13 protein-coding genes are annotated in these 15,979 nt (G+C 51.8%); 4 read left to right on the plus strand and 9 right to left on the minus strand.

Annotated elements, in window-relative coordinates:
- The 6 genes from AC1DF0_RS02785 to AC1DF0_RS02810 all read right to left on the minus strand — a co-directional run bounded on the left by AC1DF0_RS02785 (position 1) and on the right by AC1DF0_RS02810 (position 7,115).
- Complete coding sequence (locus tag AC1DF0_RS02785) at positions 1 to 696, minus strand: N-acetylmannosamine-6-phosphate 2-epimerase (RefSeq protein WP_477573006.1); 696 nt, start codon at positions 694 to 696, stop codon at positions 1 to 3.
- A 24-nt stretch (positions 697 to 720) separates the two neighbouring features.
- Positions 721 to 1,566: a carbohydrate ABC transporter permease gene (locus AC1DF0_RS02790; protein WP_442049558.1), complete on the minus strand. Its 846-nt coding sequence runs from the start codon at positions 1,564 to 1,566 to the stop codon at positions 721 to 723.
- A gap of 17 nt (positions 1,567 to 1,583) precedes the next feature.
- Complete coding sequence (locus AC1DF0_RS02795; RefSeq protein WP_477573007.1) at positions 1,584 to 2,438, minus strand: carbohydrate ABC transporter permease; 855 nt, start codon at positions 2,436 to 2,438, stop codon at positions 1,584 to 1,586.
- Positions 2,439 to 2,565: 127 nt separating this feature from the next.
- Complete coding sequence (locus AC1DF0_RS02800) at positions 2,566 to 3,978, minus strand: ABC transporter substrate-binding protein (RefSeq protein ID WP_477573008.1); 1,413 nt, start codon at positions 3,976 to 3,978, stop codon at positions 2,566 to 2,568.
- Between the two features lie 48 nt (positions 3,979 to 4,026).
- Positions 4,027 to 4,938: a dihydrodipicolinate synthase family protein gene (locus AC1DF0_RS02805; RefSeq protein ID WP_442049561.1), complete on the minus strand. Its 912-nt coding sequence runs from the start codon at positions 4,936 to 4,938 to the stop codon at positions 4,027 to 4,029.
- Positions 4,939 to 5,276: 338 nt separating this feature from the next.
- Positions 5,277 to 7,115 (minus strand): cache domain-containing sensor histidine kinase, encoded by a 1,839-nt coding sequence (locus tag AC1DF0_RS02810; protein WP_442049562.1) that lies wholly within the window; start codon positions 7,113 to 7,115, stop codon positions 5,277 to 5,279.
- A 223-nt stretch (positions 7,116 to 7,338) separates the two neighbouring features.
- Here AC1DF0_RS02810 and AC1DF0_RS02815 point away from each other — a divergent pair, with 223 nt between their 5' ends.
- The 3 genes from AC1DF0_RS02815 (at position 7,339) to AC1DF0_RS02825 (ending at position 10,612) form a co-directional block, all read left to right on the plus strand.
- Entirely contained in the window at positions 7,339 to 8,736 is a 1,398-nt protein-coding gene (locus tag AC1DF0_RS02815; RefSeq protein ID WP_477573009.1) for an ABC transporter substrate-binding protein, read from the plus strand.
- A gap of 77 nt (positions 8,737 to 8,813) precedes the next feature.
- Complete coding sequence (locus tag AC1DF0_RS02820; protein WP_442049564.1) at positions 8,814 to 9,710, plus strand: carbohydrate ABC transporter permease; 897 nt, start codon at positions 8,814 to 8,816, stop codon at positions 9,708 to 9,710.
- A 14-nt stretch (positions 9,711 to 9,724) separates the two neighbouring features.
- Positions 9,725 to 10,612 carry a carbohydrate ABC transporter permease gene (locus AC1DF0_RS02825; RefSeq protein ID WP_442049565.1) on the plus strand — a complete coding sequence of 296 codons (888 nt, stop codon included), beginning with the start codon at positions 9,725 to 9,727 and terminating at the stop codon, positions 10,610 to 10,612.
- Between the two features lie 90 nt (positions 10,613 to 10,702).
- Here AC1DF0_RS02825 and AC1DF0_RS02830 read toward each other — a convergent pair whose 3' ends face one another.
- Complete coding sequence (locus AC1DF0_RS02830) at positions 10,703 to 12,352, minus strand: response regulator transcription factor (protein ID WP_477573010.1); 1,650 nt, start codon at positions 12,350 to 12,352, stop codon at positions 10,703 to 10,705.
- 250 nt (positions 12,353 to 12,602) lie between these two features.
- Between AC1DF0_RS02830 and AC1DF0_RS02835 the strand changes: the two genes are divergently transcribed.
- The gene (locus AC1DF0_RS02835; RefSeq protein ID WP_477573011.1) at positions 12,603 to 13,598 is read left to right on the plus strand and encodes an ABC transporter substrate-binding protein; all 996 of its coding nucleotides are present in this window, start codon (positions 12,603 to 12,605) and stop codon (positions 13,596 to 13,598) included.
- A gap of 437 nt (positions 13,599 to 14,035) precedes the next feature.
- On the opposite strand, the gene AC1DF0_RS02840 is transcribed toward AC1DF0_RS02835, so the two are convergent.
- Entirely contained in the window at positions 14,036 to 15,058 is a 1,023-nt protein-coding gene (locus AC1DF0_RS02840) for a Gfo/Idh/MocA family protein (protein ID WP_442049569.1), read from the minus strand.
- Entirely contained in the window at positions 15,058 to 15,906 is an 849-nt protein-coding gene (locus AC1DF0_RS02845; protein ID WP_442049570.1) for a sugar phosphate isomerase/epimerase family protein, read from the minus strand. Before AC1DF0_RS02845 ends, AC1DF0_RS02840 begins: the two co-directional genes overlap by 1 nt.
- Positions 15,907 to 15,979: the final 73 nt, after the last annotated feature.

The raw sequence follows: 15,979 nt of genomic DNA on the forward strand, positions 1-15,979 counted from the left end.
CTACTCCATCGCTTTCATAAAGCGTTTCGTAATATCCATCGGCCTCGTAATCGCGGAGCCTACGACCGCCGAGTATACGCCGATATCAACCATCCGGTGCAATTCCTCCGGCGTAGAGATGCCTCCTTCGGCAATAACCGGAACGGACAACGCTTTAACCAGCTTCTCGGCTAATTCAAAGTCGGGAAGCGACTTTCCTTGCGTCGCTGCCGTATAGCCGCTTAGCGTCGTGCCGACGCAGTCGAAGCCAAGCTCCGCCGCCTTCAAGCCTTCCTCGAACGTGGAGCAGTCGGCCATAAACAGCTGATTCGGATATTTCGCCCGGATTTGCGGGAACAGCTCCTCGATCGTCGAGCCGTCCGGTCTTACGCGATCCGTCGCGTCCATCGCAATAATGTCGACGCCTTCCTCGCACAGCGCATCAACCTCGGCCATTGTAGGCGTAATAAATACCGGCGAGCCTTCATACACCTGCTTGATAATGCCGATGATCGGCAGACCGACGCGCGTCTTGATTTCCTTAATATCTTCCACGCTGTTCGACCGGATGCCTGACGCCCCGCCAAGAAATGCCGCGTACGCCATTTTGCCCATAATGAAAGGACTGTGAAGCGGTTCCTCCGGCAGCGCCTGGCAGGACACGACCAGCTTGCCTTGAATTTGTTCCAATAGAGGGTTCTTAGTCATAAGTTGCATCTCCATCTATATTCGATTTAAGTGCTATTCTTTCACTGCGCCTGCCGTAGCTCCGGACGTAAAGTACCGCTGGAACAACACGAAGATAAGCAGCATCGGAATGGCAGCCACGGAAGCGCCGGCCATCTTGTATGCGAAGTTAGGATTCAAATCCTGCATCAGCGTCGCCGTGCCGACCATGAGCGTCTTCATGTTCTTCTCTTGGCCGATGACGAGCTGCCACAGGTAGTCGTTCCAAATTTGTACGAAATTCAGTATAAACAGAGCGCCGATGCCCGGTTTGACGATAGGCAGCATAATTTGCATGAACACCCGCCACTCGCCGGCCCCGTCGATCTTGGCTGCTTCCCGCAGCGCGTCGGGCGTGCTGTCGAAAAATCCTTTGAGCAGGAAGACGCCGAAGGCGCCGGCCACGTTCGGCCAGATCATGCCGTTAAAGCTGTTGACCATGCCGAAATCCTGAATGATTCGGAACAGCGGGACGATCATAATTTCCTTCGGAATCATTAAGCTGGAAATGAAAATAATAAAGATAGTCGTCCGGCCTTTAAAATTGATTTTCGAAAAGGCGTAAGCGGCCATCGACCCGACGGCAATGACGAGCAGCGTCGTAGCGCCCGCCGTGAAAATACTGTTGAACGTCCATCTTAACGCCGGCTGATTCTGAAAAATATCGGTGTAATTGGCAAATGTAACGGAAGTCGGCCACCAATCCGGCGGCATCTTCACGACGTCCGAGCTGTTCTTGAGCGAGCTTGTAATGAGCCAATATAAAGGGAATAAGCTGACAATGGCAAAGACGGTGACGACTATATTCGATACCAAGTCGAACATTTCTATTTTCTTCGTTTTTTTCGTTTGCGTCATCATGTATCGACTCCTCGCTTCTACTTCTGCTTCATCATGGCTCTAAGCTGCGGAACGGACAGCAGCAGGGTGATGGCGAACATAATAACGCCGACCGCGGAAGCTATGCCAAGCTGGTTGTACTTGAAGGCGTTGTTGTATAGGTAATACATCAGGGTGACCGAAGCGTTGTTCGGACCGCCGCCCGTTAAGAGCTGGATGACGACGAAAATTTTCAGCACCGCAATGATGTTAACGATCGTGATATAGATTGTCGTCGGCTGAACCGACGGAATCAATATTTTCATAATGACCTGCCAGCGGCTCGCTCCGTCTACCTCGGCGGCTTCGAAGAGATCCTTCGACACGCCGATCATCGAGGCGATATACAGAATGATCGCTTGGCCGACGTTGCCCGCGAACGTAACGAAGATGATGACGGGCAGCACCGTCTGCGGATTGCCGAGCAGATTAATATTGCCCATGCCCGCCTCGCGCGTCAAATACGAGATGAGCCCGTTGGCCGGGTTCAGCAAGAAGCTCCAGACCATACTCATGACAACCATGGAGACCATGACCGGTATATAATAACTTCCCCGTATGAAGGAAACGTACTTAGCGTTTTTATCGAAAATGGCGGATGCGACGAACAAGGCGAAACCTACCGTCAGCAAGACGATGAAGAAGACGAACACGACCGTATTGATTAACGCTTTGAAGAAGACGGGATCGCTGAACAACGTCGCGTAGTTGTCAAATCCAACGAACGTTTCATTGTTGTAATTAATTTTGTACAAGCTAAGCCTGATGCCTTCCAATATCGGGTACACAAGAAACACAAGGAAAATCAACATTTGCGGCAAAATAAACAAATAACCGGTAAGGTTCTCTTTCACAAAACTATTCCGAATGCGCATGGTGGTTACCTTTCTGATCGGCGGCCCTTCCTTGCTTGCAACGCAGGGCCGCTGATCATTTATTGTTTATTTGTCTATCGATGATCGATGATGGATTACAGGTAGATTACTGGTAAATGACTGAATTTTCTTTATTCGACTGAATCACTTTATTGCCGTTCGCCACGTAATCATTGATCGCTTGCTCCGGCGTCTTCGCTCCCATAAGCAGCGCCTGCAGCTCCGGATAAAGCGCTTCGCGCAGCTGACTGTACCCCGGAACGTTGCCGCTGAAGCTGAATACGTATTTCGAGTTCGCGTCATAAGCGGCGAAGAACGGGTTCTCGTTGCTCAGCTCTTCTACAACCGACGAGCGCACTGGAATGCCGTTTTTCGACGACTTCACGAGCTCAGCGTCGCTGGAGAAAAACTTCACGAAATCTTTCGCTACTTCCGTTTTCTTAGCGTCGTCCGATTGGAATACGCTTGCGCCTACCACGTAAGTGAACGTGAGCGGATCTCCGCCCTCAGAAGGGATGTTCGCCAGTCTTATATCGAACTTAGGCGATGTGCCGTTTGCCATATTGGTTTTGATGCCGTTAAACAAGATCGGGTTCGTGAAGCTGATCGCGAGCTGCTGATTTTGGAACATCGCGTTCGCATCGTTGGACGATACCGACTCCGCGCCGGGATTCGTATAACCTGCTTCGTATATTTTTTTCAGCCATGCAGCCGCTTTGTAACCCTTGTCGTCATTCAAGATAATGTTGCTGTCCTGATCGAAGAACGAGCTTCCGAACATTCTAAGGTAAGAAAGATTCCATGTGTCGCCTTGGTTATTCATTGCAAAAAGCGCCATCGGGTAAGCGTTGGAGTATTGATCCTTCGGCAGCTTCGTTTTCAGCGCCTCAAGAATTTGCTCGTATTCGGCCAGTGTCCACGTCTTGATTTCGTTTTCTCCGCCGAGGAGCGATTCCAGGCCTGCCGCCTTGAACATGTCCGCGTTGTACACGAGCGTTCCCGGGTTGTTCTGGAACGGGTAGAAGTAAATATCGTCGCCGTACGTTACCGAGTCCCAGTAGCCTTGCGAAATGTCGCTTTTGGCAGCGTCGTCGACGATGTCCGTCAGCGGCACTAGCGCTCCGCGGTGAACGTAGTCGCCCATGGCGAACGAGCTTTCGAAGAAGACGTTCGGCGCGGTTCCGCCGTTCAGGTTAACGTTAAGCAGTTGGTCGCGCTGATCGCCGGCGATAACCTCAACCTTAACGGTCGCGTTGTATTTGTCATATTGCTTCGTGAATTTCTCTGCCGCGTATTTCATGAAGCTATCGTAATCGGCACCGTCCTCGGATGCGTCAAGCACGCCTTTCCATTGCGGGGTGAGCCAGACCGATATTTCGACCTTCTCTTTGCCGCCGCTGCCTCCCGTGCCGCCGTTCGATCCGGCATTGTTACCGTTATTGCCCGAGCATCCTGCAACGATCAATGCCATTGTCGTAAGTGCCGCAAAACATGTTGTAAGGAAACGTTTACTCTTCATCCGAATATATCTCTCCCTTAATCTGATTGATTGTTTGCGTTGCCTTGCTTAGTTGACGTGGGTTGCAATTGCCTTATCGATATCCGCTACGATGGCTTGAACGCGCTCGCCATCATTGCCGCTTAAGCCGAGCATCGGCGCTCTGACGCCGCCGATATTAACGCCTCTAGCCCGCAGCACTTCCTTGATGGCGGCATACATCGAACCGTTCAAGGAGCATAATGCGATGATGATATCGTTGATCGCGCTTTGAAGGCTTGTCGCTTCCGCGAACTTGCCTGCCTTCAGCAGTGCGTCCGCTTGCAGGAAAAGCTCCGGCATTGCGGCGTACGTGCCGCCGATTCCTCCGTCCGCTCCCATCATCCGGCCTGCGACGAATTGCTCGTCAGGACCGTTGAATACGATGATGCCTTCGCCGCCTGTTTTTTTGAACCGTTCGATATCAAGCGCCGGCATGGAGGAGTTTTTCACCCCGATGACCTTCTCGTTCTGAAGCAGCTTTTGGAATACAGCCGGTGTCAGCGTGTAACCCGTCGTCTGCGGAATGTTATAAATGATAAACGGAAGCGATGTCGCGTTCATGATGTCGTTCCAATAGTTGATGACAGCGCTGTCAGGCAGTTTGAAGTAGATCGGCGGAATCGCGGAAAGCGCATCATACCCAAGCTCTGCGGCATGCTTAGCGAGCGCGATACTGTCTCTGGTCGAAGGAGCTCCCACATGCGCGATAAGCGTCATTTTGCCTCTAAGGTGATTCGCGACGTAAGTCAGTACAGCTTTTCTCTCCTCGAGGTCCTGGTAAATACATTCTCCCGAGCTTCCCCCGACGTAGACGCCCTGCACTTTCTTGCTAAGCAGGTAGGACGCGAGTTGCTCCGTCCGATCCTTCGATACGCTGCCGTCATCGTCATAGCAGGCGTAGAAAGCGGGAATGATGCCGTGAAATTTTTGCTGGCTCACTGTAATTCCTCCTATTGTTCATAGAGTGAAGATAAGCGGCATCCGCTTGGCGCAAGGAGTGTAAATTATTTTCTTTAAGATTTTGCCCTTGAAAATAATTTCCTCCAAAACGCTGCGCGGCCCGCCCGACCTATCTCCTTCAAGCTGACAGGACCCCCATGTAAGTCCCTTGCTAACGTTGTAACACAAAAAAATCGCGCTGCGTCGCGATTCGGCGATGAGGTAAAAACAGAGCCCGACTTTGTCAAAAACGAGGGATACGGTTGGAAATGATTGCCGACGAATTGTTTATTGGCGCATAACAAAAAAAGCCTCGCCGACGCCGGCGAGGCTTTCCCTTATTGCTGTATCGCCTTCGATGCAGGCAAACGAAGGATAACCTTCGTCCCTTCTCCAAGCTTGCTGTCGATCGAGAGGCCGTATGAATCGCCGTAATAATAGCGGATGCGATCATTCACATTTTGCACCCCTATGTGCTCGCTGTCCAGTGTATCCGTCGCGGCTTCACGCAGACGCTGGCGCAGTGCCGCGAATTGCTGCTCCTCCATGCCCGCCCCATTGTCCTTGATCTCGATGCACAGCGCCTGATCGGCGACATATGCGGCAATTTCCAGCTTTCCTTGTCCGCTCATACGTTCCAAGCCGTGTACAATCGCATTCTCCACGATGGGCTGCAGCGTGAAGTGAAGCACCGGCAGCGCCTCCGTCCCGGGCTCGATCGTCTCCGAATAGGTGAATCGGTCGCCGAAGCGCATTTGCTGCACTTTGACATACAAGCGAGTATGCTCCAATTCCTCGCGCAGCGTCACGATATCTTTGCCGGTCTGGATATGGATGCGGAACAGTCTGCCCAGGAGACCAATCATTTCGCCAATATCGCGCTGACCGGCGAGTATCGCTTTCATCTGAATCGATTCGAGCGTGTTGGCGAGAAAATGGGGATTGATTTGGCTCTTGAGCGCGCCGTATTGCGCTACCTTCTGCTGGGCCATCGTCATGGAGGAGCGCTCGATATGATCCTGCAAATCCTCCACCATTTTGCGAATGCCCTTGTACAGCACGCCGAATTCGTCCTGCCGATCCGTACTCAGATCGACATCGAATTTGCCGAGGCCGACCGCTCTGACTTGCTTGCTTAACGAAATAATGGGCTTGGTAACGCGTGCGGACAACAGGAATAAGAACAGCAGCGCCGTGGCGAGCGAGCTGAACGCTACGCCGAGCAATATTTTACGAAACAACGTCGCATCCTTGGTCATATCCTGCTCGTCAATGTATTGAACGACCTTCCAGCCCGAGTAGGAAGAGGTCACGAAGTTCAAGTAAGAGGGCGTTCTGTCTATCGTTGCATAGAAATTGCCCGTATCGTTCTGAAGCGCGTTGTTCACGACGGCTGCTCCGAGATCGGTAAGCTCCTGCGTTCCGTCATCGCTCGAGGAATAAACCATCTGACCTTTATTGTCAACAATATGAAATTTCCGATTCGTATTTTCGGATAAGCTTAATATTTCGCGCAGCGAGTCGAGCCGGATGTCGACGAGAATGACCGCGAGGTTCTCCCTCGTTCCCGTCTTGTTGATGACCCGGGCAATCGAGATGACAGATTCCTGCGAATCGATGCGCTGGAACGGGGCATGCGTGCCGAACAGCACTGCCTTGCCTTTGGACTCAAGCGTTTGCTTATACCATTCCTGCTCATAGAAATGCTCGGCATTATAGTCGGTTTGATTGAAGTCGGCGGAATAAAACACGCGGTTGCCCGCAAAAACCTGCACACTATCGACGTTCTTGATCGTCAGCTCGATCCGGCTAATGAACTGCTCTACTACGCTGCCGTACTTAATGCTGATATCGCTTGGATCGGGGTCTTGGTTTTCGGACCAGTGGGTTAGCGAGCTTTGGAGCTGGCTGTCGAGCTGAGCGGTGAGCGTGCCCGTCTCGATGCTTTGCAAATATTGATCGATGTTAAAGGACAAATTGTTAAGAATAAGATTGGCGCTGTTCTGATATTCGTTCTTAACCGTCTGCAGCGAGAAAAAATAGAGGATGCCCGACATCACCGTAAGCGGAAGCGTAATGATGCAGATCATCAAGACGAATATTTGATGGTTCACATGCTTCATCTGGAACAAGCGGGATAATCGTTTGAAGCCGCCCATAATGACCACAACCCTCATGTTTATGAATTCCTTAACGCCCATTGTACAGTTCAAACGCCCGCAATGCTAATATAGATTACAACCGTTCATGTAGTAAGAGAAACTGCTATAGATGGTAAAAAACGAGACGTCCAATGTCAAAATCGAGGGATTTTGAGTCTTTTTCATATCGACTATGCTTAATGGCAAGGAATGAATCCGCTTCACTTGTTCATTCTAAATAATGGCAGGGGGAATTTGAATGGCAGCACCAACAAAGAAGGCAACACTTTTGATCACCATCATGCTCGTGATGCTTTTGGCAGCCTGCAGTTCCAACAACAATGGATCCGACACCAAGACAACGGCAGAACCGAATGCAACCAGTACCGCAGCGCCTAGCAGCGCCGAACCGCCAGCCGCTGAGCCGGTAGAGATTACGTGGTGGAACTTTCCCAACTTCCAAGCGCTCGACGGTGAGGTTGGCAAATACGAGAAACAAATCATCGCGGCTTTCAACGAGAAGCACCCCGAAATCAAAGTAAATCTCGAGATGATTACGTTTGACGGCGGACCTGAGAAGCTGAATGTCGCGATCGCGTCCAACTCCGCGCCGGATGTCATTTACGACGCCCCGGGCCGTGTAATCGACTGGGGCAAAAAAGGACTGCTCGCGCCGCTCGACGACATGATTACAGACGAAGTGCGCGGCGATATATCCGAAGCATTCTGGAAACAATCCATGGTCGGCGACAAAACGGTTATGTACCCGATTAATACCGCTCCATTCTCGATGGCCGTGAACAAGACGGTATTCGAGAAAATCGGCGCTCTCGATCTGCTCCCGCTGGACAGACCTGACCGCGTCTGGAGCTTCGACGAATACAAAGCGGCGCTTCAAGCCGTTAAGGAGAAAGCGCCTGACATCATCCCGTCCGTCTTCTTCGCGAAGTCTCAAGCCGGCGACCAAGGCACTAGGGCATATATCGCTAACCTTGGTTTATCCAGCTTCCTCAATGATGACAATAGCGCTGTCGCGATCAATACCGATGCTGCCGGTGCTGCGCTCGATTGGATCGCCCAGGCTCAGAAGGACAAGCTGATCATTTCCGGCTCGGCTGCGCTTGCGGCATCGGACGTCAATGATTTGTTCCTGCAAGGTAAGGTAGCGTTCTCGATTAACTATTCGGCTGTATTGAAAGCGCAGAATGCAACGCTTAAGAAAGCCGAGTTCGAAGAAGTGCTGCTGCCGTTCCCTACGCTCGATGGTTCCGCACCTAAGCTTGAGCCTTACCTCGGCGGCATGGCGATCTTCAACAACGATAATGAAGCGAAAATTCAAGCTGCGAAAACGTTAATCGACTTCATCGCGAACGATGAAGTGTACGGCAAGAAGAACCTGATCCAAACCGGCGGCTTGTCCGTCCGCAATTCGATCACGGGTCTGTACGACGATCCTGAATACGCCTATGCGGAGGTTGCCCGCAAATTCATCACCGCTCCGCCGACGATCGCGGACGGCTACGCCGAGATTCGCACGCACTGGTTCCCTGCGCTGCAAAGCGTTCTATTAGGACAAGCGACAGGCAAAGAAGCGCTTGACGACTTCGCTTCCAAAGCGAATGAAGCGATCACCAAAGCCAAGTCCGAATTGAAGTAAATAACGATGCGTTCCCGGGAGCAGCGCACGCCATGTGCGCTGCTCCCTTTCTATCACGAGGTAAGGAGAGATCACACATGTTCGCAGCGGTCCTGAAATCCAAACGTCTCGTATGGCGCGAATGGCTAGTCAGCTATTTGTTCCTGCTTCCGGCAATGGCCTTCTTCCTTCTATTCGTCGCTTACCCGATGCTGAAGGGCATCTATATCAGCATGTTCGACTACACGCTGAACCGGTTCGAGTTCATCGGGTTTGGCAATTATACAGAATTATTCCAAGATAAGACGTTCCTGAAAGCGATGAAAAACACGATTCTCATCGTATTGATCACCGTTCCTGTCGTCATCGCATTCTCGATCTTCGTGGCCAATACGATCTATACCAAAAGCGAATTCACGCGCTCGATCTTCCGCGGCGTCTTCTACTTGCCGGCCGTCTCCTCGGTCGTCAGCATCACCGTCGTATGGGCGTCCATCTACGATCCGAACTACGGCATCCTGAATTTCATTACAAGCCTGTTCGGCGCGGAGCCCATTGCCTGGTTAGGCGATCTAAGAACGGCGTTGTACGCAATTATCGCCGTATTAGTCACGACATCGGTCGGCCAGCCGATCATTCTGTACGTTGCCGCGCTTGGCAACATCCCGACTTCGTATATCGAAGCCGCTCAGATCGACCGGGCAACTCCGGGACAGATTTTCCGCAAAATCGTATGGCCGATGCTTATGCCGACCAACCTGTACATTATCGTCATTACGACGATCAATACGTTCCAAACGTTCGCCATCGTTCAGTTGCTTACCGCTGGCGGCCCGCTTTATGCCACATCGACCGTTATGTACGGCGTATACGAGAAGGCGTTCATGCTCGGTTCGTTCGGCATCGCTTCGGCGATGGGGATGATCTTGGCTGTCGTCATCGGCATCATCTCGATCCTGCAATTCAAATTTCTAGGCAGCGATGTCGAGTACTAGGAGGCCAGACGCAAATGAAAACTTACGAACACATGCCTTATAGCCCAAGCATCGGCAACGCAAGCAAAAAACCGAAGTGGCTCGCCAAGCTGACGCCGGGCTATCTGTTATCGCATATCCTCCTGATCGTTCTGTCGCTATTCTTTATTTTCCCGTTTTACTGGATCGTAACCGGCGCGTTCAAGGTGCAGAATGTGGCGGTAGCCATACCGCCCGAATGGTTTCCGCTTGAGCCGACCTTGGACAATTTCGTAAGCTTGTTCAAAAATCCTGTGTGGCGCTGGACGTTCAACAGCTTCTTCATCGCGGCGGCGGAAATGGTAGGCATATGTATCGTTGCCTCTATGGCCGGTTATGTGCTGGCGAAGAAACGTTTTCCCGGACGGGCGATCATCTTCACCTTATTCGTCGCCGCTATGGCGCTTCCGAAGCAGGTCATTCTCGTTCCGCTCTTTACGATGATTGCCGATTTCGGCTGGATCGATCATTACAAATCGCTTATCCTGCCGGCGATCGGCTGGCCCTTCGGCATCTTCCTGGTTAAGCAGTTCGCGCAGACGCTGCCCGGCGAGCTGCTGGAGGCGGCGAAGATGGACGGCTGCTCCGAGCTGCGGCTCTATTACAGCATCGTTCTTCCGCTGCTGAAGCCGGCTTTAGGCGCACTCGCGATCTTCACGTTCATCAATGCTTGGAATGACTACTTCAGCCAGCTCATTATGATTCGTTCCACGCCTATGATGACGCTGCCGCTTGGCGTTGCTACACTCAAAGGTGAATATACGACGCCGTACGGCGTATTAATGGCGGGAGCGGCATTCGCTTCCATTCCGATGATCGCGATTTTCCTTCTGTTCCAGAAGGCGTTCACGCAAGGCATTACGATGGGTGCCGTGAAGGGATAAGGAGCAGGTTCCGGGATAAGGGAGGCATAGCGGACAATAAGGGCAGCTCCAATGGGTCAAATCGACCTTGGGGCTGCCCCTTCTTATTCACTAGTAAAGTATGCCAAGCTGCTTGCGGTAATCGGTCGGCGTCATGCCGGCGACGAAACGGAACATTTTCACAAAATGTTTATAGCTCCTGTAGCCGCACATCGTGCATACCTCGGTAACGAGACGGTTAGGATCCTCCAGCAGCTTCTTCGCATGGGCGATCCGTATCTCGGTCACGAAACTAAGATAGTTCTGATTCAGCTTCGACTTGAATAAGCGGCTCAAGTACGAAGGGTTATAGAAGAAATGATCAGCTACCATTTGGAGCGTAATATCTTGATCAAGATTATTCTCGATAAAGCTCCTAATCTGGTTGAAGATCAGGTTCTCTTGCTGTACGGGATGGTTCATCTTGCTGTACAGATCATTCAGATGAATGACCCACGCCGCCAAGTAGCCGAATAGTGCGTCCAACGTTCGAAAATCGTCGACGAAAGTCAATTCCAGCAGCTTGTCGCTGGATACACCCTCCATCGGAAAACCTTGCTTATGCGCGAATCGCAGCGTAACGCTAATAATCTCCTGCAAGAATGCGAGCCATTGATCGCCGCTCACATAAGGCAACGCCTCGGCGGACTGGGCGCAAAGCCGATCCATGAACGCCTTGACGGCAGCGCCGTCACCCTGCTCCAAGCAGGCCAGAAGCGCATTCCGATCGTCCGGCCTCAATTGAATGACCTTGTCGGCTGCTCCCGCTTGTGTTGGAGCCTCGATAGATCGCTCCGTTCGGATGAGCCATCGCTCGGATTCCGCGAATCTGCCCAGCAGCGCTTTGGCTGCAGCATGGAGATTGTCGGCTAGCTTCGATACGTCGGAGGAAGCATGTCCCATAGCCATGTACAAAGCTGCAGTCGCATCGGCATTCACTCGTTCCAGCGAGATTACGATTTGCTCCCTTAGCCGCTCAAGCCCTTCCTCTTTGTCCTCGAACTGTTCCATGACGAGAAGCATATACAGTCTGCCCCTGCTCGTGTAAACCATCAGCCGCTGCATCCGTCCGGTCGCTGCAGCCGCTTCAGCGACAAGACGCTCGGCCGAGACCCGCCATTTGCGTCCCTGCGCGATATTATTGCGAGAGAAGCAGGTTGCGGCAATCGGTACGCAAAGCGACAGCGGTTGCCGCTGCATAACATCATTCTCTAGAAGGCGCGCTCCAACCTCATCGGGATCTACTCCCTCCAGGATTTGCTTGACGATTTCGCTTTCCTTCCACTTCGTATGTTCTTCATAAGCTGCCTGCCATGCTTGCTTCTCCTGCTGTTCTTCACGGCTTTGCTGCAGGAGATGAATGCATTCCGTCAGCGCTTTCATGCTTGGCTCGTATTCGAGCGGCTTCAGCAAATATTGCTTGACCACTCCGAGACGTATCGCGTCTTGCGCATATTGAAACTCACTGTACCCCGTTAAAATGATAAAAACCGCATTAGGAAGCAGCGGCTTGAGCTGTTCAATCATTTCTAGACCGTTCATCTCCGGCATGCGTATATCCGTAATGATGAGGTCCGGCCATTCTTTCAGCGCCGTTGCGATCCCTTCCTTGCCGTTCTCGGCTTCCACGATCGTGCCGATGCCTAATTCATTCCAAGGAAAATACGCCTTCAATCCCGCGCGAATAAGAGGTTCGTCCTCGACAATCATCACTTTCAGCATGACAGTCCCCCAAGCATCCATTTACGAATCTTTAAAAATAATTATAACGGAAACGGCAAGCCCTCACAGCCGAATAATTAAGGAAAACAAATAAGTAGTCAGAATCGGACCCTTATTGTCAATTATAGGACATACGATAACCGGCAAAATCATCGATTGAAATTATTTTAACAAAGTAATTGCCAATTTATAAAACTCATGTTATAGTGATAACGATTATCAATATCAACTAAATAGGGGTGGAATTACTTTGTTTAAAAACAGAACCTTTTACGCTTTACTTGTACTCACTTTGGCTGTCACTTTCGTACTCGCAGCTTGCGGGAACAACAACAATTCCGGCAACGCTTCGCCAGCGCCTACGACTGCGCCAACAGCAGCTCCTGCTGACGATAGCGCAACAGGCGAAGCGGAGATGGTCACGTTCACAGCTGGCAACGGCGACGTAGAAGTTCCAAAAAATCCACAGCGGATCGTCGATCTGACTGCCTTCTATACAGGCTACTTCGTAGCGCTGGATGCCCCGCTCGTCGGAGCGCTTGATGGCGCATTGCAAAACCCTTATCTGAACGGAAAGGTAGACGGTGTCGAGAATCTTGGCAGCGAGCCTACCCCTGAGAAAATCTTGGCGCTTAATCCTGACCTCATCATTGCGTATGTAGGTACGGAAGGTCTTGAAAGCCTAGCGGAGATTGCTCCAGTCGTTGCCGTACAATACGGCAAGCTGAACTATAAGGATCAAATGGTCGATTTCGGCAAGCTGACGAACAAAGAAGCCGAAGCGAAAGCATGGGTTGAGAAGTGGGAGACTAAAATCAACGAGCTGAAGCCGCAGGTGCAAGAAGCTGTTGGCGACAAGACCGTATCGATCCTAAACCCTTATTCGAAAGGTCTGTATGTATTCGGACATAACTACGGCCGCGGCGGAGAAATTATTTACGGCGAATTCGGCCTGAAAGCTCCGGCAACTGCTCAGAAAGAAGCGATCGACAGCGGCACAGGCTGGGCGTCCATCTCGCTGGAGGTTCTCCCTACTTATGCGGGCGACATCATCTTCACTTGCCCTTGGTCCGGCGATACAAGCGATCCGAAAGTTGTTTATGACAACGCGCTCTGGTCCAGCCTACCTGCCGTTAAAGCAGGCAACGTGTTCCAACTGAATCCTGCAGCAGATACGTACAATGATCCAGTGTCGCTTGAAGCGCAGCTGGACTTTATCACAACAAGCTTGCTGTCCGTGAAATAGTAACCAGTAAAAGGACCTGGGCCTTCACTTTATAGTGGAGGCCCAGGTCCTTTCGTTTGTAAATCCGGAAAAGAAGACTCTCTTAGAGGTGTACTAGCCTTTAGATTGGATTTTGTACAATCAAAAGGCATAGTACCAAGAAGATATCAGAGTTTGATTGGATTTTGTGCAGTCAAATGGACGCGAGAGGGTTACTAGGGGCTAGAAATACCGATTTTGACTGTATGTTTTCCACTCAAGCGTCACTTAACATGCGATTTGGCCCAATTAGACTGGATGAAATCCAGTCACCAGTGACACGTATAAATCCAGAGGATCATCCAACGATTATCGTTCCAAAGCTATCGCTCCGATGGTAATCGGGATGCTGGGAGTTGACTCACTTCCAGCTCAAGTAATGCGGTGCCGGCGTCACCGTCGCAGCATGAGGCTCGTAATTAAGGAACATCGACCCAAGCGCCGCGGTTATCCGCCGATTCCAGCTCCGCCGTTACGATCTCGATGCTGCCCTTCGTGCTGTCAGGAGTCGCCGTATCGATTGGCAGCTCGCCCGCAAGCGACTCTACGAAATATTTGAGTTGATAGTAATAGCCTTGGTCGGCAGAAAGCTCGGGGCTGAAGCCGGCGCTATCATTCGGATTCACCTTGACGCCGGCACCGTCGAACTGGATGTTGCCGCGCTCGAAGTTTACTTTGAAGCCCATCTCGAATCCGAAGTCGCCATTCAGCGTCCAATCGACGTGCGCGGAAATAATTTTGTTGTCGTCGTAGCGATAAGTGGTGTTTACGATATCATACCCGCTGCCCGGTATGACATTGCGGCCGTAGCAGGATACCGCCTCCGGCTTGCCGAACAGCCAGTTGATCGTATCCGTATCATGCACATGCATATCAAGGAGCGCGCCGCCGCCCTTCTCCTTCTGCAGCACCCATGGTCCCCATGAAGGCGTACCGCCGCCGCGATAGAAGTAGCCGCTCGTTACGCTGCCGAACTTGCCGCTCTCCACAAGCTCCTTTAAATATACGTAAGCCGGCCAGAATCGCAGACATTGTCCGATCATAAGCTGCTTGCCGTTTCTTGCGGCAGCCTCGATCATCGCGTCGCATTCCTCGGCATTCATCGCCATCGGCTTCTCGCACAACACATGTACGCCGCTGTCCAAACATTGTATCGTCACGTCGCGGTGCAGGAACGTCGGCAGCGTAATGTCGACGAAGTCAAGCTGCTCGGCGTCCAGCATCTGCTGCACCGACGTATACTTGCTGAAGCGGCCGTAATCGATCTCGTTCTCCGAGGACGTGTCGATATTGCCGCCCCCTCCGCCGCCGTTCAGCTTCGCTTCATCTACGTCGCACAAGGCGACGACGCGAATCGGCGCGCCTTCCCGCTCCAGACGAAGATAGTTCTCCAAGTGCGTTTTACCCATAAATCCAAGTCCGATCAATCCGATATTCAGCATTAGCGTACCGTCCTTCCCAAGATCGCGTCCATCGCGGCCGACGTATTATAGATGATTTGTTTCGTATGATGCGTATATGGAGGAATCATCTCGGCAATCACGTAGTCGTCATAGCCGATCGACTCAAGCGCCGCGACAACGACAGGGTAATCCACGTCGCCAGCCAGCAAATCGACGAATCCATGAAGTCCGCCCGCTTGTCTGCGGTAATCCTTGAAGTGAACCTTCTTGATCCGCTTGTTCAGAATCGAGATCCAATGCTCCGGATAGCCGGAGTAAACCACGTTGCCTACGTCAAAGTAAGAGCCAACGAACGGCGAGCCGATGGTATCGATAAAGCCGCGCATCTCAAGCGGCGACAGCAGAAACTTGTTCCATACGTTCTCGATGCCGATCGATACGTTCACCGCTTCGGCCGTCTTCGCAAGCTTCGTGAAGCCTTCCAGCGCATTGTCATAAGCGCGGTCGTACGGCACGACTTCCGCATTCGGTATGAAATCGACGCCAACCGCGCCGGGAACGATCAGAATCGTATCGACGCCCAGAACCGCGGCGAATTCCAGCTGCTTCTTCGCGATATCGATCGCTTTGCCCCGAATTTCGGGACGCTCGCTCGTCGGCGGATAATCCCAGTAAAGGCCGCTGGCCAAGCTGGACAGCGCAATGCCCGTATCGTCGGCGAAGCGGCGAATGGCGCGCACCTCAGCTTCCGTGCTCTCCAGACTAAGCGCACCCGTCTCGTTCAACGACAGCTCGATGCCGTCGAAGCCCGCATCCTTCGCAAGCACAATGCTCTCCTCGATGCTCATGCCTGACGGGAAAGACCAAATATTTATTCCTTTTTTCATCGCGCGAACAACCTCCCTAGCTCTTCTTAATGCTAATTATAAGAAGTCCGCCGGCGTTCGCCTTTAGCAAATA

Source organism: Paenibacillus sp. 05T425, assembly GCF_056396205.1.

What these genes read in the sequence shown, in the direction of transcription:
- AC1DF0_RS02785 (WP_477573006.1), bottom strand. Translation starts at nt 696, where the DNA reads ATGCAACTTATGACTAAGAACCCTCTATTGGAACAAATTCAAGGCAAG.
- AC1DF0_RS02790 (WP_442049558.1), bottom strand. Translation starts at nt 1,566, where the DNA reads ATGATGACGCAAACGAAAAAAACGAAGAAAATAGAAATGTTCGACTTG.
- AC1DF0_RS02800 (WP_477573008.1), bottom strand. Translation starts at nt 3,978, where the DNA reads ATGAAGAGTAAACGTTTCCTTACAACATGTTTTGCGGCACTTACGACA.
- AC1DF0_RS02810 (WP_442049562.1), bottom strand. Translation starts at nt 7,115, where the DNA reads ATGAGGGTTGTGGTCATTATGGGCGGCTTCAAACGATTATCCCGCTTG.
- AC1DF0_RS02815 (WP_477573009.1), top strand. Translation starts at nt 7,339, where the DNA reads ATGGCAGCACCAACAAAGAAGGCAACACTTTTGATCACCATCATGCTC.
- AC1DF0_RS02820 (WP_442049564.1), top strand. Translation starts at nt 8,814, where the DNA reads ATGTTCGCAGCGGTCCTGAAATCCAAACGTCTCGTATGGCGCGAATGG.
- AC1DF0_RS02825 (WP_442049565.1), top strand. Translation starts at nt 9,725, where the DNA reads ATGAAAACTTACGAACACATGCCTTATAGCCCAAGCATCGGCAACGCA.
- AC1DF0_RS02830 (WP_477573010.1), bottom strand. Translation starts at nt 12,352, where the DNA reads ATGCTGAAAGTGATGATTGTCGAGGACGAACCTCTTATTCGCGCGGGA.
- AC1DF0_RS02840 (WP_442049569.1), bottom strand. Translation starts at nt 15,058, where the DNA reads ATGCTGAATATCGGATTGATCGGACTTGGATTTATGGGTAAAACGCAC.
- AC1DF0_RS02845 (WP_442049570.1), bottom strand. Translation starts at nt 15,906, where the DNA reads ATGAAAAAAGGAATAAATATTTGGTCTTTCCCGTCAGGCATGAGCATC.